The 26407-nt window shown below is 48.1% G+C and carries 21 protein-coding genes, 1 tRNA gene and 1 pseudogene; 14 read left to right on the top strand and 9 right to left on the bottom strand.

Annotated features, from left to right (window positions below; all coding sequences use genetic code 11):
* Positions 1–96, top strand: a 96-nt coding sequence (locus ACJHW7_RS17570) for an IS1 family transposase (RefSeq protein ID WP_000851394.1), incomplete at its 5' end; no start/stop codon positions are given.
* 68 nt (positions 97–164) lie between these two features.
* On the opposite strand, the gene ACJHW7_RS17565 is transcribed toward ACJHW7_RS17570, so the two are convergent.
* Positions 165–1043 (bottom strand): DUF6998 domain-containing protein, encoded by an 879-nt coding sequence (locus ACJHW7_RS17565; RefSeq protein WP_236922476.1) that lies wholly within the window; start codon positions 1041–1043, stop codon positions 165–167.
* A 169-nt stretch (positions 1044–1212) separates the two neighbouring features.
* Complete coding sequence (locus tag ACJHW7_RS17560) at positions 1213–1677, bottom strand: helix-turn-helix domain-containing protein (protein WP_021557168.1); 465 nt, start codon at positions 1675–1677, stop codon at positions 1213–1215.
* Positions 1678–1794: 117 nt separating this feature from the next.
* Here ACJHW7_RS17560 and ACJHW7_RS17555 point away from each other — a divergent pair, with 117 nt between their 5' ends.
* Both ACJHW7_RS17555 and ACJHW7_RS17550 read left to right on the top strand, forming a co-directional pair.
* Complete coding sequence (locus ACJHW7_RS17555; RefSeq protein ID WP_021557169.1) at positions 1795–2547, top strand: hypothetical protein; 753 nt, start codon at positions 1795–1797, stop codon at positions 2545–2547.
* Between the two features lie 401 nt (positions 2548–2948).
* A complete protein-coding gene (locus ACJHW7_RS17550) occupies positions 2949–4724 on the top strand; it encodes an AIPR family protein (protein WP_021557170.1) in 1776 nt (591 codons plus the stop codon).
* A gap of 86 nt (positions 4725–4810) precedes the next feature.
* On the opposite strand, the gene ACJHW7_RS17545 is transcribed toward ACJHW7_RS17550, so the two are convergent.
* Positions 4811–5374, bottom strand: coding sequence for a recombinase family protein (locus ACJHW7_RS17545; RefSeq protein WP_021557171.1), 564 nt, complete (start codon positions 5372–5374; stop codon positions 4811–4813).
* A gap of 172 nt (positions 5375–5546) precedes the next feature.
* Here ACJHW7_RS17545 and ACJHW7_RS17540 point away from each other — a divergent pair.
* Positions 5547–5645: pseudogene (locus ACJHW7_RS17540) on the top strand (hypothetical protein); the annotation flags it as partial.
* Between the two features lie 154 nt (positions 5646–5799).
* Positions 5800–6816 carry a hypothetical protein gene (locus tag ACJHW7_RS17535; RefSeq protein ID WP_021557172.1) on the top strand — a complete coding sequence of 339 codons (1017 nt, stop codon included), beginning with the start codon at positions 5800–5802 and terminating at the stop codon, positions 6814–6816.
* A 747-nt stretch (positions 6817–7563) separates the two neighbouring features.
* Here the strand turns inward: ACJHW7_RS17535 and ACJHW7_RS17530 are convergent.
* The 3 genes from ACJHW7_RS17530 to actS all read right to left on the bottom strand — a co-directional run bounded on the left by ACJHW7_RS17530 (position 7564) and on the right by actS (position 10504).
* Entirely contained in the window at positions 7564–9507 is a 1944-nt protein-coding gene (locus ACJHW7_RS17530; protein WP_021557174.1) for a site-specific integrase, read from the bottom strand.
* An 89-nt stretch (positions 9508–9596) separates the two neighbouring features.
* Positions 9597–9670: transfer RNA gene (locus tag ACJHW7_RS17525), tRNA-Gly, on the bottom strand.
* A 78-nt stretch (positions 9671–9748) separates the two neighbouring features.
* A complete protein-coding gene (actS, locus tag ACJHW7_RS17520; RefSeq protein WP_001625866.1) occupies positions 9749–10504 on the bottom strand; it encodes an amidase activator ActS in 756 nt (251 codons plus the stop codon).
* Between the two features lie 415 nt (positions 10505–10919).
* On the opposite strand from actS, the gene xdhA reads away from it, so the two are divergent.
* From xdhA to xdhC, 3 genes are read left to right on the top strand one after another with little or no spacing between them, the layout of a single operon-like run.
* Positions 10920–13217 carry a xanthine dehydrogenase molybdenum-binding subunit XdhA gene (gene xdhA / locus ACJHW7_RS17515; protein ID WP_021557175.1) on the top strand — a complete coding sequence of 766 codons (2298 nt, stop codon included), beginning with the start codon at positions 10920–10922 and terminating at the stop codon, positions 13215–13217.
* Positions 13218–13227: 10 nt separating this feature from the next.
* Positions 13228–14106: a xanthine dehydrogenase FAD-binding subunit XdhB gene (gene xdhB / locus ACJHW7_RS17510; RefSeq protein WP_000459172.1), complete on the top strand. Its 879-nt coding sequence runs from the start codon at positions 13228–13230 to the stop codon at positions 14104–14106.
* Positions 14103–14582: a xanthine dehydrogenase iron sulfur-binding subunit XdhC gene (gene xdhC / locus ACJHW7_RS17505; protein WP_001016605.1), complete on the top strand. Its 480-nt coding sequence runs from the start codon at positions 14103–14105 to the stop codon at positions 14580–14582. The genes xdhB and xdhC overlap by 4 nt, the downstream gene beginning before the upstream one ends.
* A gap of 39 nt (positions 14583–14621) precedes the next feature.
* Here xdhC and ACJHW7_RS17500 read toward each other — a convergent pair whose 3' ends face one another.
* Positions 14622–16400, bottom strand: coding sequence for a sigma-54 interaction domain-containing protein (locus tag ACJHW7_RS17500; protein WP_000417792.1), 1779 nt, complete (start codon positions 16398–16400; stop codon positions 14622–14624).
* A gap of 478 nt (positions 16401–16878) precedes the next feature.
* Between ACJHW7_RS17500 and ygeW the strand changes: the two genes are divergently transcribed.
* Genes ygeW through arcC form a run of 5 tightly spaced genes read left to right on the top strand, consistent with a single transcriptional unit; the run spans position 16879 to position 23007 of the window.
* Positions 16879–18066, top strand: coding sequence for a knotted carbamoyltransferase YgeW (ygeW, locus tag ACJHW7_RS17495; protein ID WP_000859787.1), 1188 nt, complete (start codon positions 16879–16881; stop codon positions 18064–18066).
* Positions 18067–18123: 57 nt separating this feature from the next.
* Positions 18124–19320 carry a diaminopropionate ammonia-lyase gene (gene dpaL / locus ACJHW7_RS17490; RefSeq protein WP_000110493.1) on the top strand — a complete coding sequence of 399 codons (1197 nt, stop codon included), beginning with the start codon at positions 18124–18126 and terminating at the stop codon, positions 19318–19320.
* A gap of 57 nt (positions 19321–19377) precedes the next feature.
* Positions 19378–20589 carry a YgeY family selenium metabolism-linked hydrolase gene (locus tag ACJHW7_RS17485; protein WP_001107125.1) on the top strand — a complete coding sequence of 404 codons (1212 nt, stop codon included), beginning with the start codon at positions 19378–19380 and terminating at the stop codon, positions 20587–20589.
* A 52-nt stretch (positions 20590–20641) separates the two neighbouring features.
* Complete coding sequence (gene hyuA / locus ACJHW7_RS17480; RefSeq protein WP_021557176.1) at positions 20642–22027, top strand: D-phenylhydantoinase; 1386 nt, start codon at positions 20642–20644, stop codon at positions 22025–22027.
* A 47-nt stretch (positions 22028–22074) separates the two neighbouring features.
* Positions 22075–23007: a carbamate kinase gene (arcC, locus tag ACJHW7_RS17475; RefSeq protein ID WP_000037995.1), complete on the top strand. Its 933-nt coding sequence runs from the start codon at positions 22075–22077 to the stop codon at positions 23005–23007.
* Positions 23008–23227: 220 nt separating this feature from the next.
* On the opposite strand, the gene yqeB is transcribed toward arcC, so the two are convergent.
* Together yqeB and yqeC are read right to left on the bottom strand one after the other, a co-directional pair.
* On the bottom strand, positions 23228–24853 hold the full coding sequence (yqeB, locus tag ACJHW7_RS17470; RefSeq protein ID WP_001020381.1) for a selenium-dependent molybdenum cofactor biosynthesis protein YqeB: 1626 nt from the start codon (positions 24851–24853) through the stop codon (positions 23228–23230).
* 47 nt (positions 24854–24900) lie between these two features.
* Positions 24901–25671 (bottom strand): selenium cofactor biosynthesis protein YqeC, encoded by a 771-nt coding sequence (gene yqeC, locus ACJHW7_RS17465; RefSeq protein WP_001307989.1) that lies wholly within the window; start codon positions 25669–25671, stop codon positions 24901–24903.
* A gap of 102 nt (positions 25672–25773) precedes the next feature.
* On the opposite strand from yqeC, the gene mocA reads away from it, so the two are divergent.
* Positions 25774–26352, top strand: coding sequence for a molybdenum cofactor cytidylyltransferase (gene mocA / locus ACJHW7_RS17460; RefSeq protein WP_001272850.1), 579 nt, complete (start codon positions 25774–25776; stop codon positions 26350–26352).
* Positions 26353–26407 lie beyond the last annotated feature (55 nt).

Genomic DNA, 26407 nt, shown 5'->3' with positions numbered 1-26407 from the left:
GCACGGCTGGGACGGAAGTCGCTGTCGTTCTCAAAATCGGTGGAGCTGCATGACAAAGTCATCGGGCATTATCTGAACATAAAACACTATCAATAAGTTGGAGTCATTACCGGTGCATTGTAGGAGGGTTTTGTAGGAGGAACTACAACGTTTTGCAAACCGCTTCACTCCAGAACGCTGATAAGTTTTAGCGCGTCACTTCTGACAGAATCTTGTATTCGCCCAGAGTCAGCGATCAACGTCAAAGCCTCAATACTTAAACCATCCCTGATCACTTTTCGCGCTTTACTGAGACGGCCCCGGCAACTTTTCTCTGTGTAACCCTCACGTGAGTGCATTTGCTCAATGATATCAGCGCTTGATAAATTTGAATCGGCAAAATGATGGTAGTAGTTTACAAAGCACTCCATCCCGATAGCCTTAAGGAGGCTGACCAAGGTAACACTACTCGTTATCTTCTCTGGTTGATTCAAAACCTCTTCCATAGGTTCGGGTGGAAGGGTTTGCATAGCCGCTTCATTGACTGAAGCCGAACTCCTGACAATCAAGTCTTCTTTGATGGAACTAACTCGGGGATCAGTAAGAATCGCGCCCTTGAGGTTAACGATATGTGCGTTAACGTGGTCACTATGCCGTGCATAATCTCGTATTACTTCATGTGGGATTTTGTAAGCATCAAGAATGTTGTAAGTCTCATCGAAAATAACCGCGATTAAATAATCAAATTCGGCTGCCTCATAGTTACGCAAGGCACTAAGCTGCCGGGAAGGATTATCCGGCGTAACTCTCCTAGCTTTGATCTGCACTTTCAGGCCATCAGCATCAATGGCATCAGCACCCGCCGACGAATTACTGAGAAGAGTCATACCCAGTGCATTAGAAACCAGCCATTCAGCATAGTCACCAACAGGATTATTCTTGGTGCGAATGACACCTCTAAAACGCAACTGCGTTAAAATTTCGGAGTGAAGCGACAGTAATTCAATATCACTCAGCGAGGTTAGGAAACCATATGATATCAAATGATTATTTTTCAAAAGCACTCTCCATTGCTGAAGTGAAACGCCACTGTAACGCCTACGTAACGCACCCGTATTTTGGTGTTTTAGGAATGCTGATAGTTATCAGTGCCAGATAAAACGTGCGGCCATTCACCTCATGTGGTAGCTGTTTATTTATTCAGTAATTTAAAATCTGAAACTTACACCTGAGCTACTTTCTCAGCTTGTCCCAACGAACCGCTGATACGATACCCCAGTTGCCGCTAGAATTGGGTCTGCGCCATTTTGCTGTCTTCATGTTACGTAGATACTCTAATGCTTCTAAAAACGAGCCAAAACGCTTCTGAGCGGCTTTATCACCTACACCAAACGAACCATCGCGCGTGCTCGCTAGTCCGGGATGAAAGCACGAGCCATCGGCCGCGTATGGAACCAACAATTCCGGGGCGCTATCTTCGGAAGAATCGGACGCTAACAATTGCCAAGGCTCAACACTTAAAGCTTCAGCCAATACCTCAATCGCATCAAGAGACGCGTTAGAGCAACCACGTTCAATGCGGCTCATATAGCTACGCGCAAATCCACACCGATCAGCAAACGCTTCCTGGCTCATTCCGGCGGCTATACGTAGAGCCTTAACACGTTGTCCAAATAAAAATCGAAGGGTCTTTTTCATCCTCCTGAATTTGATTAGATGTCCACTAAAGAGCCACGCTCCAATAGTGACATTTTGAATCAAAGCGTTATCATGCGATTAAAATCACCGCAGGGGTGGATTCTGAAGGATAACAACATGTCACAAACACGAATTATTAAACCCGTTTTTCCAGCCAAGTTTTTGCTGAGCATCATATTAATCGCTACATCATCTGCATCATATGCAGCCGAGAGCATCGATCAACTGGCAATCCGCATTGGGATGGATCAGTTTCGGGAAGCGATTAAGGATGGCGACCGTAACGCCTTTAAAACCCTACCGGCAAAAGGCTATAAAAACGGCTTAACCGGGTTACTACTCAAAACGAATACCTATGTTAATCCCACATACAGCTTTGCTGATTGCGATACAGACACCGTTATTGCTTCGGTGCAAGAACACAAAACGCTCCCCGGTTGCCGCATATCTCTAAAGTTAGCGACTAAAGATGCTGACGGTAGCTATCACGATAATGGCATTCGCATCGAATACGGTATTGCCACCGGCTCCAAAAAGTTTATCGCCAACAATTCAGCGTGGGCGCAACATGCCATCAGCGGTGATAAAGTGTTGGAAGGTGCTCTTCACCCGGATAAAACGAATAACCATAAAGATCAAATGTGTATGGGTATAGCACAATTCACCGCAAACGTAACCAAAGGCCGAAACGGAGGAATGACCAAAGCAGACTATTATCAGCGTCTCGATAATATGAATGGCAAGTCCGAAGTCACACCCCAGATGATTGCGCTCTATAAAACCTTCGTTGACTATGTATATGAACACCCCAAGCAAGATGCTCAGGTTTCAGCGGCATTCATTTACACTAACTGCATGAATAAATTATAATTTTTATTTTATAGCTACCCTAGCAACGATCTGTTCCCACAAATGTAACCTAGATGCAATTCTCATCAAGCGCATGGTTTCAAATTTTTCAGGCGAAGCTCAAGAAGTCGCTGCGTGGATACGTTCGTAGAAGGAGGGACAGGATGAAACTCAATACCCTAAGGTATTGTATTATTTATGTGTTACCTCAACTAGCCTTAGTCGCTTACCGACATCCAATAGTTGGATATAATATACTGTGGTTTGGTTGACCCTGATTTGAAGACTGTGCTTTAATAAACAAAGGCATAGCAGATACCATTAAATATTTCACATACATTTAATGTTATATCATTAGATATAAAAAAATGATTTTAGATAGAATGAGATAAAATTTACATATTAATAAAAAGGGTTTTATCATGACATATACACAGCTTTCAGATAGTTCTTTCTGGTCAGCATTGCAACAGAGAAAAGATCTAGAAAAATATGGTAATTTAAATTGTGCATTATATGCAATAGAGTTACATAACAATATAGACAGCATTGAATTGATAGCTCCCGACATAATAACTGAAGGGGGAGATGATGAAAATATAGACATATTAATGACCGATAGAGAAAGCAAACAAATATATCTTATACAATCTTATCAATCTACTATATTTCGACCTCAAGGGGCCAAGCCGTCTAAGGCCCAAGAAACAGCTTATGCAGAAACCGCGTTGCTTTCCGCTGATATAGAGAATATACCTCTGAGGATAAGGGATCAGGTAAAAGATGCAAGAGATGCTTTAAGAAATAATGAAATTGAGAAAATAAATGTATGGTTTGTTCATAACTGCCCTGAAACACCAGAATGTGAGAAACCTTTACATTCGATTGGGCGTTCAATTATGGACAAATTAAACTCAATTTATCATATTGATAACCTGAGAATAAGCTCCAAGCAAATGGGTTTAAGTTCACTTGATGAATTATATAACTCTCAACACAGTCCAATTTTGATATCAGATAAAATATCGCTGACTGGTATGCATGGCTTTTATCAAAACTCTAATGAAAACTGGGCCTCATTTTCTACCCTTATGCCAGGGAAATTTATTAAAGAACTATATAATAGCTACGGTGAAGATAAACTATTCAGCGCTAATGTAAGGTCTTATTTAGGAAGTAATAAAAAAGACCTCTCAATAAATAATGAAATACAAAACACGGCTAAAACACACCCAGGAAATTTCTTTGTATTTAATAACGGAATCACTGCCTTAGTCCATGATTTTGAAATTGATTTCATTGACGAATCCAAAACACTCGGTCAAATTAAAAGTGTTACTGGTATTTCTATTGTCAATGGTGCTCAAACTACTGGTAGTATTTCAAATTTAGGGAAAGATCCAGATGATACGCTAAGAGTTGCAATTAGGTTCATAAGAGTTAATAATCCCGAACTAATTAATGAAATCACTCTAGCGAATAATTCACAAAACAAGGTCTTGCGCTCAGATTTTCGCTCCAGTGATTCTATACAAAAAAGATTAAGAAAGGATTTCGAGAAAAATAAGGAAGCTTTATATACAGGTGGCCTTCGCCAAGTGTTAACTCCGGCTCAAAAAAGAATTTTATTACCAACGGATACAGTTGCACAAATCCTGATCGCTTTTCATGCTCATCCTACAAGTGCATATCATCGAAAAAAAGATATTTGGGATGATGAGGATCTCTATAAAAAGGCTTTTGATGATACAATTACTCTAGGTCATATTATCTTTGTCTATTCTTTAAATGAAGCTATAAGCCAGATAAAATCGGATTTTAATGAACAATTTAGGCATAACCAGCTTCCTGAAATAGATACTATTAAACATAAGCTATTGACCCAACCTGGCGTATCACTGTTAATGATTCATGCTATAGCAAGCATATTGGAAATAATATTAGGTTCAGCGATACCTAATAAATATTCATTATCCTTCAAAGATGGCGTCAATAGAGAAAATGCGAAGGAGTTATGGATCCCTGTAATAAAAAGGGTATTAACAAGATCTGCACTGTTAGAACCAGCTACAGCAGGAAGATTATCCAAAAGCAAAGAAATTACAGAAATAATCTCTCGTTTCCAGAGTGATATGGATATGTATAGAGATGATTTTAAAGAACTTCTCCCTCAATTCATCGCAAACGTCCATTATTAGTTATTAACTTAGCCCCCATTTGGGGGCTTTTACTCTCCAAGATTAGCACTCTTGCCATTCAGAAGTTGTAATAAAAATCTAAATTGCTAATAATCTAATAGTGCAGCTATAGTCGCTCTGGAAACGCCATACTCCCTCGCTAGTGCGCTGACACTGGCTCCATTATTCTTTTTCTCAATAATCAGCCTATGGACTTCTGGGGCGATTTTCGACGGTCTTCCCAGCTTCTTGCCTTCAGCTTTTGCCCGCAACAAACCCGCATGGGTCCTCTCAATCAGTAGGTCACGTTCCATCTCCGCAACTGCTGACAGCATCGACAACAGAAGTTTACCGGCAGCAGAGGAGAGATCCGTTGTGCCAAGCTGGTGGACAATGACCTTGATATTACGCTCGGCCATCGCCCTGACAGTCTGGAGAACATCAATCGCATCGCGTCCCAGTCGGTCGAGTTTGGCAACAACCAGCGTTTCACCATCGCGGATTTTGCTGAGCATTTCGGAAAACGCTTTGCGTTGCAGCGCAGGAACCTTCCCGCTAACAACATCAGTAAACCAAAAGTCGAAAGTCCATCCAGCTTGCTCAAGTTCCAAACGCTGGTTCTCAGTATCCTGCTGCGATGTCGAAACGCGCCCGTAGCCAAAAATCGCCATAGTCATCTCCTCTTCCGGCCCCTGCCAGAAAACGGTGTCAACTTAGGATGGCCTGCCAGAAAAGCCAAGGCTAATTTTCCAACAGTGTGAAAGTGTGCGATCGAAAGGTGCCAGAAAACGGTCGTTTGTTGGCGCTCAAAAGTGGTAAGACATATTAGGCTGGCTGACGGCTTTACCAGATAGCACCATGTGCTTTCTCTGAATCGCTACAGGTGAGCCGAAGCACCCTTTGTATATGAAAAACGACAGTGTTCTCATGCCTTTAAGTTAACAACGACTACTGCGTTCAGAATATGAACGCAGTTAGTTGATAAGTAAGGTTTTTATCTTAAAATTGTTATGCTACCTTGCTCGAATGCTCTCAAACCTGCTCAGTTCGAATTACCCTGATGGCAGTTTGAGATTCCGTTCAATAAGGCCACACTATGAAGAGTCGAGAATGCAAAGCTGCCGAAGCAGACCGCAAATTCTTTAAAGTCTCAGCCGGGATCGACTGGCTGGACATAACGATCAGCTTATCTAGACTGACCCAGCATCGCTATGTTCAGGAAGAATTACTTAAAATCACCGGATTAAAACTCTGGGTTGAACCCTGCGGTCTACGTATCTCAAAATTGGCATCGTGCGAACACCGTCCCGGTAACTACGTCAAACCTTGGGTAAAGCCCATCATAAGCAACACTAACAACGTTTTTCGGATTCGCTTTCGCGATCTACTAGCAAACCATAACGGGAAGTTGGAAGCCGCCCTCGACCAATTACAAAATCGTTTCCCATTTGCTTACGAGCCGCAAATTGTGGGGGTCGAAGTCTTCTGCGATTTCTGGCACAAAGCCCGGTCGATTACCGCTACAAATGCGATGACCTATCGGCTTCAAAGTTCCCTGTTCAGTCCGGGAACCAAAGCCCGACAATACAATCCCGTAACTCGACAAAATGTTTTCCTTGATGTTCAGGATGTTCGTATCAATCCTGAATGGAACCTGAGAACGGGTAACAAGTGGGACAAGATCTCGTGGCATGTCTACCACAAATGCACTGACGACGGTCAGAAACTACCTGTAGAAAAGCAACGCGCTCGTGTTGAAGTCACGTTAAAAGGTGCTGTGCTCACTCACTACTCTCTTAACCGCCTTAACGACATACAACACTTTCGATTTGAAACCCTCGCTCACCTGTTCAAATTTCGCAAACCAATCGAGCCTGAAATGATGGCTAACGGTGATATGTTCAGGTTTACCGCTATCAACGCAGTTCGTAGGGTGAACGACGCAACAGCCGAGCGCGGCTTGCATTCATTCAATAACATCGGGCGTAGGGATAAACGTAGCTGGATGATGGTCAACGGTGACAAGCGTCTGCGGAAAGAAAGCTCTCATCTGGCGGTTGTTAGCGATCTGCAAAACGCCGTCAAGGGCGCCTTACGTCGTCTCCACGTTTGAACTACCGCTCGTTCCCTTATTCCAGAAAAAAGTGACAATCAGCAGGAAAGAAGCTGCATTCCTGCTGGTCTGGGTGCAGTTCTCTTAATAACTGTATATATAGCAACTCAACTATCAGCTTACATACCTTCTCTAACGGTGTTTGTCGGTGGCCGTTCCTTTCAGTCAGACATGAACTAAACGTTGTTAACCTTCAACGTGTTCGCGGTTAAAAGCAGCCGGATAAGTTGGGTGCGGGAAAGTGGAAGTCCTAGGTTTGGAAGCTCCCTCTCAGGCATTGCGTCCGAAAATTTCCGTGGCGGCGAGACAGTCCTTATAGAGCCAAACAGACTCAAAAGTTAAGCGGCGCAGTAAAGAGCTAAAGCTCGCCCAGATTTCTCATTGATTGCTCGATCTCCGCAACCCATTTATCAGGGCAAGGATAAACACGGCTTTCGGTGCTAATGCGGTTTGGAGATACGCGGCGGGTTAGCCCATGCAATGACTTAACATGCGCTATCCAACATGTTTTGACTGTTCTCCCCGTTCGGGATTTAACATCATCGGCAATTTGTCTGTAGGTCGCCATTAACATCCATACTCCGCTAGTTGTTTAAATATTGCGAAAGAGGCTGCTTGTTGAAGGTTACATCTGATTCATCTAGCTGCGCCAGTCGAGCTACGAAAGCGCCGCAAATTCCGCACCATGATTTCCACTACCCTTGATAAAAAACGCGCCATAGAGCTTCCTGGCGCGTTTGGCACATCTCACGATTTATGTCTGCGCCGTGCGTCACTGACCGCCTTGATACCCGCTTGCGAGTCGAATTGCGCAATATCAGGCAAGTTGTAGCAAAGCTGCGAAATCACGTCCAATTGCTCTCCCACATCAGCATCCTTACGATAGGTTGTCATCGCAGTAGTGCTGCCCCGGACATGTCCAACAAGCTGCGCAATCGTGCGTTCGTTGGTCTCATACTTGTCAACAGCGTTGATGAAAGTATGCCGCAGCGAATGGAACGTTTTCTTACCGTCACGGGTAAAACCGAGGACTTTGCCAAAGTAGTTTTCGTTAAACCATTTTGAGGCGGCGGCACGATATCCTTTGATTTTATTATGCTTCAACTCAGGGAAAAGACGATCATACCCGGCAGCTTTCAACGCATCCACATACTCAAGTAGCCCTAGTTCGATCAGTCGTGGATGTAGGGGAACCTGACGGATAGCATTCACCGTTTTCAAGGATTTATCGCCACCGGCTAGTGCCTCTTCATCCATCATCTTATCCGGTGCATCAAGATTAAAATCAATATAGGCAACACCGTTTTTATCCACGCGAATGTCCGCCAGATAAAGCTGGCAAAGCTCATTGATGCGCCCGCCCACATATAATGCCAGTAGGGGCAACCAGTAGTGAAACGGGCGAAAGCTCGTGTAACGTCCGTATTGGTTAGGTGTTCCGGCACCAGTTTTGAACCAGTCAGCAGAGAAAATACGCAATAGTTCATCCTCGGTGAAGAGATCTCGGCGATCCTGCTCACGCACCATCACGCGGCGCTGAGCGAGCACATTCTCGGCTGGATTATCAAGCAGGTAACGCACCTTCTTGGCCCATTTGAACATCGAACCCAGTGACTCAATATGCCTGCCAATCGCATCCCGGCTCATTACCGGCTGACCATCAGCCAGCGCCCTTTCGATCAACATTCGCGTGTCGGAAATCTTGTATTTCCGCCGCATCAAATACAGATTGCCGGGCATTTTCTGCATTCTACTGACGTAATCCTTCACGACCTCACGATCCAGCTCACCTAAGGACATATCACCCATAATCTCCGTAAAGTGCTCGATTCTGGAACGAATTTTCCCCTCACTGGCTAACTTGATATCACCCGTATTTTTATAGGCCAGAAACTCTTCCAGAACTGCTGAAACCGTCATGCTTGCATGCATCGGATTACAATACGGGTTGATAGTAGCGGCCGCAGGAAGCGCCGCTGTCGGCGCTTTTGGTGGGGTGGTTGATGTCGGTTCCGATGCTGCAAGCGCGCTATCCCAGACGTAACGCAGTTTTTCAGCCTGCACGTTGTTGATGAACAAAGAACTTGCATTCAGCGTCACCCCGGGTAAATCCAACAACCAGAGGGAAAGAGGGTTGCCGTTGTTAGCCCTGAATGCCGTAACCTCAACCTCTCGCCCGTTCAGCAATTCAACAAGGGCAAACTGAGGCTGGTAAAGCTGCATATAGCCGTTCACCGCAGCCTCAGCACCGTCATACGCAATATTAGTCAAAACGAACCCATGCGTATCAGGATCACGCTCAAGAGTGCTGAAATCATCAATCAAAAAGCCACGCTGGTTCGACACAAGGGCATACAGCGGCACATTGTCTGCCAGAAGATGCTGGACGACAGTCTCAACCCCAACCCCAAATGAATCGCAAAACAACGCCAGGCTGATTTTGCCAGCGCCAGTCAACAATGGGGCATTGCCCCTGATCTTCTCTTTATCCACTTGCCTGAACTCTTCCAGAGACGCATACCACTTCTCCAGCAAACACGCGGCAATAGCTCTGGCATTTGCAAGGTGGGTTGTGCGGGTAGATGCATGAATTTCACGCTGCCCTATAAGGGCGCGATAACGAACCGGAACAGTGATCCGAAGAACATAGATACCACTTGGACGGCGATAGAGATTATCACGCTGCGACATCGGCTGTATGACCCCTTTGTAGGAGGATCACGAGCGCCGTCACGTATAGTTTAGAAAAAGATAGTGGAATGAATACGTTAGGGAAGTTTTGGAGCGGGCGAAGGGAATCGAACCCTCGTATAGAGCTTGGGAAGCTCTCGTTCTACCATTGAACTACGCCCGCTTCGAGATGCGTAAGGCATTATAAACCTTACGCTCTCCTTAGCAAGTGCCGCGCTGCTGACTGCTGATTAATTCGCCATCAGCATTTTGGCTTGCTGCCCTGCGGCGGCAAGTAACGTAGCGGATCAATTGCCGTTGCACGGTAACGAATCTGGAAATGCAGGCGAACAGATGCCGCATCCGTGCTCCCCATGGTGGCGATTTTTTGCCCAGCCTTCACGCTTTGCCCATTATTTACCAGCATCGTGTCATTATGGGCGTAAGCCGTAATGTAATCTTCACTGTGTTTAATCATGATGAGATTACCGTAGCCACGCAGCTGGTTGCCCACATACACCACCTTTCCTGCACCCGCGGCGTAAATAGGTGTACCCCGTGGAGCTGAGATATCAATCCCTTTATTGCCGCCATCTGCTGTCGAATACGGCATGATAACTTTCCCTGTCGTTGGCCATAACCAACAACGTTGCCCTACTGGCGGCCAGGAAGATTTCGGTACCGCTGATGACGGTGTAACCGATGCGGTTTTGGTCGTTGATTTGGCGGTTGATTTACGTGTACTACTGCTACTTTTCGCCCCACCCAGTTTTAGTTTCTGACCAACTTCAATGGTGTAAGGGGGGGAAATGCCGTTCAGTCGCGCCAGCTCTTTTACGCTGGTTCCCGTGGTGCGCGAAATACGATATAGCGTATCCCCCCGTTTCACGGTGTAAACGGAGCCGGAATACGTTCCTGTATCGGATGATTTGCTACCCGAACAGCCCACCAAAAGCAGTCCAACCGATAACAACATCACGATACCCAGAGATTTTTTATTCAGGCGTCCCGCACTCAAAATCTTTCCTCGCTTAAAAAACAAGACGCCATATCATAGCAGCCAGCCTCTTGATACCCAATCTCTTGCTTCTGGAAAAACGCGGTAATAGAGAAAGAGGTTAATTTCATTTGGCAAAGGGAAGTATCATCAGCAAAATATTCACTGTAGAGGTATCGAATTTCCTGACTTTTTTACCCTATTTCCCATCCTGATGCGTAATAATCCCAATTTATCACATTGATTTTATCGCCACTCATATTGATACGTATCACTGCCCCTATTCAGAGTCCTGTTTCGTATCATATCTGTGTTTTTTTAACGTCATCACACTTCCTTCCTCCCCTAACGCTTATCGTCGTTTCTGGCGTAAATCTTGCCTGCTTAGACTAAATCTTTGCCATAAGAACCAAATGTTCAAATCGAGGGGATTTCTATGGAAGCGCGGGAAGCAACCGCTACGGGTGAATCATGCATGCGCGTTGATGCCATTGCTAAGGTCACCGGGCGGGCACGATATACTGACGATTATGTTATGGCGGGCATGTGTTATGCGAAATATGTACGTAGCCCTATCGCACATGGTTATGCCGTAAGTATTAATGATGAACAAGCCAGAAGTTTACCAGGCGTACTGGCGATTTTTACCTGGGAAGATGTGCCTGATATCCCATTCGCTACAGCTGGGCATGCATGGACACTTGACGAAAACAAGCGCGATACCGCCGATCGCGCACTGCTAACTCGCCATGTTCGTCATCATGGTGACGCCGTTGCCATCGTCGTGGCCCGCGATGAACTCACGGCAGAAAAAGCGGCGCAATTGGTCAGCATTGAGTGGCAAGAATTACCCGTTATCACCACGCCAGAAGCGGCGCTGGCAGAGGACGCTGCACCAATCCATAACGGCGGCAATTTACTGAAACAAAGCACGATGTCGACGGGCAATGTCCAACAAACAATCGATGCCGCCGACTACCAGGTACAGGGGCACTATCAGACTCCCGTTATTCAACATTGTCACATGGAAAGCGTAACATCGCTGGCGTGGATGGAGGATGACTCGCGAATTACCATCGTTTCCAGCACCCAGATCCCGCACATTGTTCGCCGCGTGGTTGGTCAGGCGCTGGATATTCCCTGGTCATGCGTACGAGTCATCAAACCATTTGTCGGTGGCGGTTTTGGTAATAAACAGGATGTACTGGAAGAGCCAATGGCGGCATTCCTGACCAGCAAGCTTGGCGGCATTCCGGTGAAAGTTTCCCTTAGCCGTGAAGAGTGTTTCCTCGCAACCCGTACCCGCCACGCTTTTACTATTGACGGGCAAATGGGCGTGAACCGCGACGGAACATTGAAAGGTTATAGTCTGGATGTTCTGTCTAACACCGGCGCTTATGCATCTCACGGGCACTCCATCGCTTCTGCGGGGGGGAATAAAGTCGCTTACCTTTATCCTCGTTGTGCCTACGCTTACAGTTCAAAGACCTGCTATACCAACCTCCCCTCGGCTGGTGCGATGCGTGGTTATGGCGCGCCACAAGTCGTATTTGCCGTTGAGTCTATGCTTGATGACGCCGCGACAGCGTTAGGTATTGATCCTGTTGAAATTCGTTTACGCAACGCCGCCCGCGAAGGAGATGCTAATCCGCTCACGGGCAAACGTATTTACAGCGCAGGGTTGCCGGAGTGTCTTGAAAAAGGCCGGAAAATCTTTGAATGGGAAAAACGCCGTGCAGAATGCCAGAACCAGCAAGGCAATTTACGCCGCGGCGTTGGCGTCGCCTGTTTTAGCTACACCTCTAATACCTGGCCTGTCGGCGTAGAAATAGCAGGCGCGCGCCTTCTGATGAATCAGGATGGAACCATCAACGTGCAAAGCGGCGCGACGGAAATCGGTCAGGGTGCCGACACCGTCTTCTCGCAAATGGTGGCAGAAACCGTGGGGGTTCCGGTCAGCGACGTTCGCGTTATTTCAACACAAGATACCGACGTTACGCCATTCGATCCCGGCGCATTTGCCTCACGTCAGAGCTATGTTGCTGCGCCTGCGCTGCGCAGTGCGGCACTGTTATTAAAAGAGAAAATCATCGCTCACGCCGCAGTCATGCTACATCAGTCAGAGATGAATCTGACCCTGATAAAAGGCCATATCGTGCTGGTTGAACGACCGGAAGAGCCGTTAATGTCGTTAAAAGATTTGGCGATGGACGCTTTCTACCACCCTGAACGCGGCGGGCAGCTCTCTGCTGAAAGCTCCATCAAAACCACCACTAACCCACCGGCGTTCGGCTGTACCTTTGTTGATCTGACGGTCGATATTGCGCTGTGCAAAGTCACCATCAACCGCATCCTCAACGTTCATGATTCGGGGCATATTCTAAATCCGCTGCTGGCAGAAGGTCAGGTACACGGCGGAATGGGAATGGGCATTGGCTGGGCGCTATTTGAAGAGATGATCATCGATGCGAAAAGCGGCGTGGTCCGTAACCCCAATCTGCTGGATTACAAAATGCCGACCATGCCGGATCTGCCACAACTGGAAAGCGCGTTCGTCGAAATCAATGAGCCGCAATCCGCATACGGACATAAGTCACTGGGTGAGCCACCAATAATTCCTGTTGCCGCAGCTATTCGTAACGCGGTGAAGATGGCTACCGGTGTTGCAATCAATACACTGCCGCTGACGCCAAAACGGTTATATGAAGAGTTTCATCTGGCAGGATTGATTTGAGGATAACATCATGTTTGATTTTGCTTCTTACCATCGCGCAGCAACCCTTGCCGATGCCATCAACCTGCTGGCTGACAACCCGCAGGCCAAACTGCTCGCCGGTGGCACTGACGTACTGATTCAGCTCCACCATCACAATGACCGTTATCGCCATATTGTTGATATTCATAATCTGGCGGAGCTGCGGGGAATTACGCTGGCGGAAGATGGCTCGCTACGTATCGGCTCTGCAACGACATTTACCCAGCTAATAGAAGATCCTATAACTCAACGTCATCTCCCGGCGTTATGTGCTGCGGCCTCGTCCATTGCTGGACCGCAGATCCGTAACGTCGCTACCTACGGTGGAAATATTTGCAACGGTGCCACCAGCGCAGATTCTGCCACGCCAACGCTCATTTATGACGCGAAACTGGAGATCCACTCCCCACGCAGTGTTCGTTTCGTCCCGATTAATGGCTTTCACACCGGGCCGGGCAAAGTGTCTCTTGAGCATGACGAAATCCTTGTCGCCTTTCATTTTCCGCCCCAGCCGAAAGAACACGTGGGCAGCGCGCATTTTAAATATGCCATGCGCGACGCAATGGATATTTCAACGATTGGCTGTGCCGCACATTGCCGACTGGATAACGGCAATTTCAGCGAATTACGCCTGGCATTTGGTGTTGCCGCGCCAACGCCGATTCGCTGCCAACATGCCGAACATACTGCACAAAATGCGCCATTAAACCTGCAAACGCTGGAAGCTATCAGCGAATCTGTCCTGCAAGATGTCGCCCCGCGTTCTTCATGGCGGGCCAGTAAAGAGTTTCGTCTGCATCTCATCCAGACGATGACCAAAAAAGTGATTAGCGAAGCCGTCGCCGCGGCGGGGGGAAAATTGCAATGAATCACAGCGAAACAATTACCATCGAATGCACCATTAACGGGATGCCTTTTCAGCTTCATGCCGCACCAGGCACGCCGCTCTCGGAATTACTCCGCGAACAAGGACTGCTAAGTGTCAAACAAGGGTGCTGCGTGGGTGAATGTGGTGCCTGTACGGTGCTGGTCGACGGCACAGCAATAGACAGTTGCTTATACCTTGCCGCCTGGGCTGAAGGAAAAGAGATCCGCACGCTGGAAGGTGAAGCGAAAGGCGGAAAACTTTCTCATGTTCAGCAGGCTTATGCGAAATCCGGCGCAGTGCAGTGCGGGTTTTGTACGCCTGGCCTGATTATGGCTACCACGGCAATGCTGGCGAAACCACGCGAGAAGCCATTAACCATTACGGAAATTCGTCGCGGACTGGCGGGAAATCTTTGTCGCTGCACGGGGTATCAGATGATTGTAAATACAGTTCTGGATTGCGAGAAAACGAAGTAAAAGGATATCCGGCCTGAATTCAGGCCGGATTCACTGAGGTTATGTGTTTAACAACTCATATTTCTTAATCTTGCGATAGAGCGTAGCAATGCCGATGCCCAGTTCATCAGCAACTTGCTTCTTGCTGTTATGACGTGAAAGCGCCTCGCGGATCATTTGCTTTTCCATCTCCTCCAGCGCCGTGCCGCCCGCATCATCGAGTGACAGGTGTGCCTCAGTGACCTCTGTTACATCACTTTGCTCCGTTGTGCCATTATTCAGCAGATTTGGCGGCAAGAGCGTGCTGTCGATAACTTCACCTGAAGGAACAACGTTAACCAGATATTCCATCAAATTGCTTAACTCGCGCAGGTTTCCGGGCCAACGATGCTTACGCAATATTTCGACGACATCGGGAGCAATGCCAGGATAAACCGATCCCAGACGACGGGTATGCAGATGTAAAAAGTAATGCACCAGTAGTTCAATATCTTCCTGACGTTCACGCAGCGGTGGCAGAGTTATCGGGATAACATTAAGTCGGTAGAAGAGATCTTCGCGGAATTTACCTTCGGCAATGAACTGGGCCAAATTCTGGTTAGTTGCAGAAATGATGCGAATGTCGACTTGTATTGGGCTACTGGCACCAATCGGCAGAATTTCACGTGCCTCAATAGCGCGCAGTAATTTAGCCTGCAACATTAATGGCATATCACCTATTTCATCGAGAAACAGCGTGCCCGTATTCGCCGCCTGAATCAACCCTGTTTTACCGTTGGCAGAAGCGCCAGTAAATGCGCCTTTAACATAACCGAACAGTTCGCTCTCCAGAAGCTGCTCCGGAATCGCGGCACAGTTGATAGCAATAAAGGGTTTATTCCGTCTTCCGCTCAACTTATGGATTGCACGGGCGACAACTTCTTTACCCGTGCCGCTTTCACCAACCACCATAACGCTGGATGGGCTGGGTGCAATACGGCTAATGAGTCGTTTTAATTGCCGCATAACACGGCACTCGCCAACCAATTGTTCAATATGCGGTTCATCAGGTGCATTTGCTACAGAAAAACTGGTATGCGATTGGTGAAACGCCATTAAAAATAATTGTCGGCCCTGAATGTTATGCAATTGACCAATGATTAATTCACTTTTATCGTCCCACGAAACAATATGCTGCATATGTCCATGGGTAAAATTACTCTCAAATGTTAATGGTCTGAAACGGATAGGTTTCCCAATAATATTATTTTGCACAACACCAAGTGTTTTTAAGGCAGTCTGATTAACAAACTGAACCCGATTTTCGTCATCTACAACTAATACGCCCTGATCCATATTATCGATCATGGTCGCGAATATTTTACTGATGTTATCTCCTGGCCCCTGATCCTCCAGAAGTTTCGAAACAAAAATGGTGGATATATGACGAACATAATCAGAAAATTCGCGTAAATTATCACTGATATGCTCTTGTTGCTCGTGGGTAACGGCAATCAAACTTATCACCCCAACACAACGATCCTGTAAAATGACAGGCGTACCCAGAAATGCTTTTTCGCGGCAATTTTCTTTACTATCGCAACCTTCGCAAAGGGGATCGAAGCGAGACTGTGTCACAACTTTTTCAGTTTTCGTTTCCAGGACGTGGCGGAGCAGGCGTGAGTTGCCGCTCAACTGGCGACCAAGAAACTTCCCATACGCGCCAGTTCCGGCGACGCGACACAAGTTTTCATCAACGATCTCAACCTCAAGCTGCAAAACGCTGGCAAGCATTCTGGCAAAACGCTGAATTGTCGGTTGAATTTGCATCAATACTGACTGCGTAGTAGCAAGCTCCATAGCTTTACCTTCCAGACTTACTTAAAAGTCGATCATTGAAGACGTTGATGGTTCACAGATCATGATGATATTAACTCAGGCGAAATTGGCTTTGATAAAAACATAAGATTTTTATCACTTTCTAATAAAATTATGGAAGAGATATCACATTTCTATATCAATATGAGAATTACGGCGGTGAGTTTATCAAACTGAAGAGAGATCGCCTGTCCCTTTATCTTATTTCTGATACTTAGCAGCAAATAAATAACGCGATAAAAAAAGCCAAACGTTTTCGTATTTTACAAACAACCGGAAGCTGGCATCAATTTGTGATCAACCCCACACATTATCCGTCAAATTAGTCTTTTGCAGCCCCGTGGATAATTCTGGCACACTTATTGTTAGTCCCAGGTATAGCTGTGAAAACACCAATCACTTTGGCAAGTCACAGTGAAATAAACCACTTTGCCTGTCATTCCACTACCGGGACTTTATGATGAAAACTGTTAATGAGCTGATTAAGGATATCAATTCGCTGACTTCTCACCTTCACGAGAAAGATTTTTTGTTAACGTGGGAACAGACGCCAGATGAACTGAAACAAGTACTGGACGTTGCCGCAGCATTAAAAGCACTGCGTGCTGAAAACATCTCAACCAAAGTCTTTAATAGTGGATTAGGTATTTCCGTATTCCGCGACAACTCCACCCGTACCCGCTTCTCTTATGCTTCCGCGCTTAACCTGCTCGGCCTTGCACAGCAAGATCTCGACGAAGGCAAATCACAAATCGCTCACGGCGAAACCGTGCGTGAAACCGCCAATATGATCTCCTTCTGCGCCGACGCTATTGGTATTCGCGACGATATGTATCTGGGCGCAGGCAACGCCTATATGCGTGAAGTTGGCGCTGCACTTGATGACGGTTACAAGCAGGGTGTGCTGCCGCAACGTCCGGCTTTAGTGAACCTGCAATGCGATATTGACCACCCGACTCAGTCAATGGCTGACCTGGCATGGTTACGTGAACACTTTGGTTCACTGGAAAACCTGAAAGGTAAAAAAATCGCCATGACCTGGGCCTACTCCCCAAGCTATGGCAAACCGCTCTCTGTACCACAAGGCATCATCGGTCTGATGACTCGCTTCGGTATGGATGTCACCCTGGCCCATCCGGAAGGCTACGACCTGATCCCGGATGTCGTTGAAGTCGCTAAAAACAATGCTAAAGCCTCCGGCGGTAGCTTCCGTCAGGTCACCAGCATGGAAGAAGCCTTCAAAGACGCAGACATCGTTTATCCGAAGTCATGGGCACCTTACAAAGTGATGGAAGAGCGTACTGAATTGCTGCGTGCGAACGATCACGAAGGCTTAAAAGCACTGGAAAAACAGTGTCTGGCACAGAACGCGCAACACAAAGACTGGCATTGTACTGAAGAGATGATGGAACTGACCCGTGATGGCGAAGCCCTGTACATGCACTGCCTGCCAGCTGATATCAGCGGCGTATCCTGTAAAGAAGGTGAAGTGACTGAAGGCGTATTCGAAAAATACCGTATCGCTACCTACAAAGAAGCCAGCTGGAAGCCTTATATCATCGCCGCGATGATCCTGTCCCGTAAATACGCCAAACCAGGTGCACTGCTCGAGCAACTGCTGAAAGAAGCGCAAGAACGCGTGAAATAACCCCTCGGGCCGATCAGCTGGTCGGCCCTCTATTTCCAGAGGCCAAAAGGATAGGATATGTCCGTTTTCTCATTGAAGATTGATATCGCCGATAACAAATTTTTCAACGGCGAAACATCACCGCTCTTTTCGCAAAGCCAGGCCAAACTGGCGCGCCAGTTCCACCAGAAAATAGCTGGTTATCGCCCAACACCGCTTTGTGCGCTGGACGATCTCGCAAACCTTTTTGGTGTGAAGAAAATTCTTGTCAAAGACGAATCAAAACGATTCGGTCTGAACGCCTTCAAAATGCTCGGCGGTGCGTACGCTATCGCTCAATTATTGTGTGAAAAATATCATCTTGATATCGAAACGCTGTCATTTGAGCACCTGAAAAATGCCATCGGCGAAAAAATGACTTTCGCGACCACCACCGACGGCAACCACGGGCGCGGTGTGGCGTGGGCAGCGCAGCAACTCGGACAGAATGCGGTGATTTACATGCCGAAAGGTTCTGCTCAGGAACGCGTTGACGCCATTCTGAACCTCGGTGCCGAGTGCATCGTCACGGATATGAACTATGACGATACCGTTCGCCTGACCATGCAACACGCGCAGCAGCACGGCTGGGAAGTGGTACAGGACACGGCATGGGAAGGTTACACCAAAATCCCAACCTGGATCATGCAAGGCTACGCAACCCTGGCAGATGAAGCCGTCGAGCAAATGCGTGAAATGGGCGTAACCCCGACGCACGTTCTGCTGCAAGCCGGTGTCGGAGCAATGGCCGGTGGTGTGCTGGGTTATCTGGTCGACGTCTATAGCCCGCAAAATCTGCACAGCATTATTGTTGAACCTGACAAAGCTGACTGTATTTATCGCTCCGGCGTCAAAGGCGACATCGTCAACGTTGGCGGTGATATGGCCACCATCATGGCGGGCCTGGCCTGTGGCGAACCTAACCCGCTGGGCTGGGAAATCCTACGTAACTGCGCCACCCAATTCATCTCCTGCCAGGACAGCGTTGCCGCATTAGGTATGCGCGTGCTGGGTAATCCGTACGGCAACGACCCGCGCATTATCTCCGGTGAATCCGGCGCTGTCGGTTTGGGCGTTCTCGCGGCGGTTCATTATCACCCGCAACGTCAAAGCCTGATGGAAAAACTGGCGCTGAACAAAGATGCCGTGGTGCTGGTTATCAGCACCGAAGGCGACACCGACGTGAAGCACTACCGCGAAGTTGTCTGGGAAGGCAAACACGCTGTAGCACCTTAATCACCCTATTGGAACTGCTCCCTGCAAAACGGGGAGTAAAAAATCTGGAGAAAAATAATGGCTAAGAATATTCCATTCAAACTGATTCTTGAAAAAGCAAAAGATTACCAGGCGGATATGACTCGCTTCCTGCGCGACATGGTTGCTATTCCCAGTGAAAGCTGCGACGAGAAACGCGTAGTACATCGTATTAAAGAAGAGATGGAAAAAGTCGGCTTCGATAAAGTTGAAATCGACCCGATGGGCAACGTTCTCGGTTATATCGGCCACGGCCCGCGTCTGGTGGCAATGGACGCTCATATCGATACCGTCGGCATTGGCAACATCAAAAACTGGGACTTCGATCCGTACGAAGGCATGGAAACTGATGAGCTGATCGGTGGTCGCGGTACTTCCGACCAGGAAGGCGGCATGGCATCTATGGTTTATGCCGGTAAAATCATTAAAGACCTCGGTCTGGAAGATGAATATACCCTGCTGGTTACCGGTACTGTGCAGGAAGAAGACTGCGACGGTCTGTGCTGGCAGTACATTATTGAACAATCCGGCATTCGCCCGGAATTTGTGGTCAGTACCGAACCAACCGACTGCCAGGTATACCGTGGTCAGCGCGGTCGTATGGAAATTCGTATTGATGTTCAGGGTGTTAGCTGCCACGGTTCTGCGCCAGAACGCGGTGACAACGCCATTTTCAAAATGGGTCCGATTCTTGGCGAATTACAAGAACTCTCCCAACGTCTGGGTTATGACGAATTCCTCGGCAAAGGCACCCTCACCGTTTCTGAAATCTTCTTCACATCCCCAAGCCGTTGCGCTGTAGCAGATAGCTGCGCCGTCTCTATTGACCGCCGTCTGACCTGGGGCGAAACCTGGGAAGGCGCGCTGGACGAAATCCGCGCCCTGCCTGCAGTACAGAAAGCTAACGCGGTTGTTTCTATGTACAACTACGACCGTCCGTCCTGGACTGGCCTGGTTTACCCAACCGAATGCTACTTCCCGACCTGGAAAGTGGAAGAAGATCACTTCACCGTTAAAGCACTGGTGAATGCCTACGAAGGGCTGTTTGGCAAAGCGCCGGTTGTTGATAAGTGGACCTTCTCAACTAACGGCGTATCTATCATGGGCCGTCACGGCATTCCGGTGATCGGCTTTGGCCCGGGTAAAGAACCTGAAGCGCATGCACCTAACGAAAAAACCTGGAAATCTCACCTGGTGACCTGTGCCGCGATGTACGCTGCAATCCCGTTAAGCTGGCTGGCAACCGAATAATTACTCTTCACTTATTCCCCTCCGGTTCGCCGGAGGGTTTTTGGAGTTTGCTATGCGCGTATTGATCAAAAACGGCACTGTCGTTAACGCAGATGGACAAGCCAAACAGGATTTGCTGATTGAAAGCGGGATTGTTCGCCAGTTGGGCAACAATATTTCGCCGCAGCTCCCGTATGAAGAAATTGATGCCACTGGCTGTTACGTTTTCCCTGGCGGCGTGGATGTCCATACGCATTTCAATATTGATGTCGGCATCGCGCGCAGTTGTGATGATTTTTTTACCGGTACCCGCGCAGCTGCGTGTGGCGGTACAACAACCATTATTGACCATATGGGATTTGGCCCAAACGGCTGTCGGTTACGCCATCAACTGGAGGTTTATCGTGGCTATGCCGCCCATAAGGCGGTCATCGACTACAGCTTTCATGGTGTGATCCAGCACATTAATCACGCCATCCTCGACGAAATCCCTATGATGGTCGAGGAAGGGTTGAGCAGTTTTAAACTCTATTTAACCTATCAATACAAACTCAACGATGACGAGGTTTTGCAGGCATTACGCCGTCTGCATGAATCCGGCGCGCTGACCACCGTGCACCCGGAAAATGATGCGGCTATCGCCAGCAAGCGGGCGGAGTTTATCGCCGCAGGGTTAACCGCGCCGCGCTATCACGCCTTGAGTCGCCCTCTGGAATGCGAAGCGGAAGCCATCGCCCGCATGATTAACCTGGCACAAATTGCCGGTAACGCCCCGCTCTATATCGTGCACCTGTCTAACGGCTTAGGTCTGGATTATCTGCGGCTTGCCCGTGCGAATCACCAGCCAGTCTGGGTTGAAACCTGCCCACAATATCTCCTGTTGGACGAACGCAGTTACGATACAGAAGATGGCATAAAGTTCATTCTTAGCCCACCGCTGCGTAACGTACGCGAGCAGGACAAACTGTGGTGTGGCATCAGCGATGGTGCGATTGACGTGGTGGCAACCGATCACTGCACCTTCTCGATGGCTCAACGCCTGCAAATTTCTAAAGGCGATTTCAGTCGCTGCCCAAATGGCTTACCCGGTGTGGAAAACCGCATGCAGTTACTGTTTTCCAGTGGCGTGATGACGGGACGTATAACACCGGAACGCTTTGTTGAATTAACCAGCGCAATGCCCGCCAGGCTGTTTGGCCTGTGGCCGCAAAAAGGATTATTAGCGCACGGTTCCGACGGCGACGTGGTGATTATCGACCCACGTCAGAGCCAACAAATTCAGCATCGCCATCTCCACGACAACGCCGACTACTCGCCATGGGAGGGTTTTACCTGTCAGGGCGCGATTGTCAGAACCTTATCCCGTGGTGAAACGATTTTCTGTGACGGCACCTTTACAGGCAAAGCCGGGCGAGGTCGTTTCCTGCGACGCAAACCGTTTGTCCCTCCCGTGCTCTAACCACTGCCAGGGATCTATACACAATCAAGAATGATGAGTGAGGAAAAATGAGTAAGAAAATTGTTCTCGCCCTGGGCGGGAATGCGCTGGGCGATGATCTGGCCGGGCAAATGAAAGCGGTAAAAATTACTTCTCAGGCAATTGTTGATTTAATTGCCCAGGGACATGAGGTCATCGTCACTCACGGTAACGGGCCACAGGTGGGCATGATTAACCAGGCCTTTGAAGCTGCCGCAAAAACTGAAGCACACTCGCCAATGCTGCCGATGTCTGTCTGTGTTGCCTTAAGCCAGGGTTATATTGGTTACGATCTACAAAACGCATTAAGAGAAGAACTGCTTTCTCGTGGCATTAATAAACCTGTAGCAACGCTGGTTACCCAGGTCGAAGTCGATGCTAACGACCCGGCATTCCTCAACCCGACCAAGCCGATCGGTTCGTTCTTTACCGAGCAAGAAGCAGAGCAACTGACAAAACAGGGTTACACTCTGAAAGAAGATGCTGGTCGCGGCTATCGCCGTGTTGTTGCCTCGCCAAAACCGGTTGATATCATTGAAAAAGAAACGGTCAAAGCGTTGGTAGAAGCAGGCCAGGTAGTGATTACCGTTGGCGGTGGTGGTATCCCTGTTATTCGTGAAGGTAACCACCTGCGTGGTGCCAGTGCGGTTATCGATAAAGACTGGGCCAGCGCCCGTTTAGCAGAAATGATTGATGCCGATATGCTGATCATTCTGACTGCGGTAGAAAAAGTGGCCATTAACTTCGGTAAAGAGAATGAACAGTGGCTCGATCGCCTGTCATTAAGTGATGCTGAACGCTTTATCGAAGAAGGTCATTTTGCGAAAGGTTCTATGCTGCCTAAAGTGGAAGCTGCCGCCTCGTTTGCTCGCTCTCGTGCAGGTCGTGAAGCACTAATTACCGTATTGAGCAAAGCGAAAGAAGGGATTGAAGGCAAAACAGGAACGGTGATTTGTCAGTAATTTAAAGGCCGGGTGGGTAATACCATCCGGCCAAAGATTGTCAAGTAAGTGCGCTTTGTTGATGCCGGATGCGGCGCGAGCGCCTTATCCGCCCTACAAAACATCGCAAATTCAATAGATTGCAATGCACTTGTAGGCCTGATAAGCGTAGCGCATCAGGCAATTTGGCGTTTGTCATCAGTCTCAGGCCGGGTGGGTAATACCATCCGGCCATTTTCATTTAAGCCACTTCCAGCACTTCTTTTGTCGCTTTCACGCCCTGATGCATCAACATCATTAACGCTTCAAGTACGCCGCCGCCAATCGCCCGGGCTTTATCAGAAACGCTGGTGAAATCAGCCGTTTCACCACGAGGATCGATATCACCAATTTTAAAACCACCGACCACTGCCAGTCCGTCGTTCAACAAGCCACGCACCATCCCCGTCAACGGTGCTTTAATTTCATGCTCACCAATCCAGGCAATCACATCGCCCTCTTTCACCAGATCGCCTAATTTCACGTTGGATCGCATAATGCCTGCAGCAGGAGCACGGATCACCCGTCGGGTGGTATGCCCCATAATATTGCCAGGAACACCGGTATTCTCCTGCGCACAACCAGAGTAAATCACCTGACCGAGCCAGTGCCCGCGATTTGTTTCAATTACCGCATGACAATCCTTCCCAGCAGTAAAGCCCGGCCCAAGCGCGATTGTTACTGGTGCCATATCTGCCCGCGTTCCCAAATTCTGTTTCGCCAGAATAGCGTCCACCACGCAAAGCGGTTTCAGTTCATCAAGCAATGAACAGGCGGGATCTACCATCACAGGGATGAATCCGCGTTCGGTAAGTTTCATCGCTTCCGCAGAGCTGGTTGCCAGGCGAGCAGTGACGCCTTCGACCGTCATTTCGCCATCGAACACGGCCTGGGCAAACGCCACGGTACAACGAATCACTGTCGGTTTTTCCACTTCCAGCATGATCACTTTAAAACCCGCATGATACAGACGTAGCGCCACACCACTGGCGATATCTCCCGCCCCGCGAATCACCACCAGCTGGTGTCCGGAAGGATGAGAAGGTTTCATCATCAGCCCACCCGGCGCGTTATTTTTCACCTGTAATATTTCTGCCAGCACGCTGATGGCGATCTCCTGCGGCGTTTCCGCACCTATGTTGTAACCAACGGGCGCATGTAAACGGGCAATATGTTCTTCAGCCACGCCTTTCTCACGCAATTGACGCAGGAAAAGCTGAACCTTGCGACGACTTGCCAGCAACCCCAACCATGCAATGGGCTGTTCAATGAGTTTGTCGAGGGCTTCACGATCCTGATTATTCGTGGCAATCAGGACAAAATTATCAGGGCGAATATCCAGTGCTTCCACTGCCGCACCAAACGACTCAGCATGGAGAAGCGTGGTTGATGGTGGGAATAGTTCAGGATTGAGGCTTTCGCGATAAATATCGGCAACGGCAATATCAAATCCTAATAGCGCCGCACTCTGGGCTATCGCCCGGTTGACATGCCCCGCGCCAATCAACACCAGACGTGGACGCATACCATGGACGCTGATAAATACTGACATTGCACCTCCACAATCTGACCCGACAGCATCCGCACCGTTACGAGCCATACGTCCATGGAATAATCGCGGCTTACGTTCCTGCAATGCCTGAAGCGACTCTTCAATCACCTTCCGCTCAACCATTCCGCCACCAATTGTACCGACGATAGAACCATCGGCGCGCACTAACATTTGTGCAGAATGGCGGGGAGTCGAGCCTCGGCTATCAACAATTTGCGCCATCGCAAACGGACAATTTTGCTCTTCGAGTTTTGCAGCCTCTGTGAAAATATTCATACCAACCTCAATGGATATCCTTTCAGTAACCCGGAATACCCGGGCCGCTAATTCACAAATCTGCGCGCGATTGCAGGATGTTCTTGTATATCGCCCAGCCAGATTGCCTCTACGTCATGTTGTTGCAGCGGTTGAAGGAGCTCGCTTTGTGCAATCGCATTCTCACATTGAGAAAAACGGTTAATGAACCAGACTCGCCGACAACCTTGCGGTACGTTTTTAAACGCCCCCTGAGGGTGGCGAACCAGCGCAACGAGATCGCTCAGTTGCAAGGTTGCATCAGGTGTTAACCCGGTAATATCAGCAAACTGCGACCAGCGATGGACATTTTCTGTGCTCACTTTCGCGCCCAAAGTATGTCCTCCCATCACAGCAATCACGCAGCAACTGCTTTTGGGTATGCAAGGTTCGTGCTCATCAGGCGCTTTTAACGGCATTCCACGCGAGCCATCTGCTTCAATGAGAATTACGTCACACTCTGGTCGTTGCACCAGTGCATCAATCGCTTCTGGCGTAAATCCCTGCACTTTTCCCTGGTTCGCTTTCCAGCTGTGAAAACAAAATGAAATGGGGGATGTAAGAGACGCATGAGGAAGCATGGCGGGATCACGACAGAAAACCACGGGCCAGTGTGACTTTGGCATAAACATATGTGTCGTCGTAGTGATTAACACACGCCTGCCGCGAGTCTGGAGCAGTTCTGCCAGCCAAAAAAGCAAGCTGGTTTTCCCCCCAGCACCAACAACAGAAATCACAGTGGGACGTTTCTGCGCACCTAAATCAATGAATAATGCCGATGGGTCAACTATACTTTTCACGAGTCTTTATGACCTCTCTGGGATAAATTACCCCCAACTTAATCCATCAGGAAGTAACGCAATTATCAGGCGTCATTAGCCCCTATAAATAATGGAGCCACTATGTCAGCCATCGACTGTATAATTACCGCTGCCGGATTATCATCAAGAATGGGGCAATGGAAAATGATGTTACCCTGGCAACAGGGAACAATTCTTGATACAAGTATCAAAAATGCGTTGCAGTTTTGTAGCCGAATTATTTTAGTCACCGGCTATCGTGGTAATGAACTGCACGAACGTTATGCGAACCAGAGTAATATCACTATTATTCACAACCCAGATTATGCCCAGGGTTTACTAACATCAGTCAAGGCCGCAGTACCCGCAGTGCAAACAGAACATTGTTTTCTCACCCACGGTGACATGCCAACCCTCACCATTGATATTTTTAGAAAAATCTGGTCGTTACGAAATGATGGCGCAATACTGCCACTCCATAATGGCATCCCCGGCCATCCGATTTTAGTGTCAAAACCATGCTTGATGCAGGCATTCCAGCGACCCAATGTCACCAATATGCGTCAGGCACTCCTTATGGGAGATCATTATTCCGTCGAAATAGAAAATGCAGAAATAATTTTAGATATTGATACTCCGGACGACTTTATTACAGCGAAGAAAAGGTATACTGAAATTTAGAAAACGTAGTTAAACGATTGCGTTCAAATATTTAACCCCTCCAGCACTCTTTATC

Source organism: Escherichia sp. WS1152 (genome assembly GCF_046487665.1).
GTDB classification, from domain to species: Bacteria; Pseudomonadota; Gammaproteobacteria; order Enterobacterales; family Enterobacteriaceae; genus Escherichia; species Escherichia coli.
The sequence above is the reverse complement of the archived record's forward strand: the minus strand, read 5'-3'. Positions and strand labels throughout refer to the sequence as shown.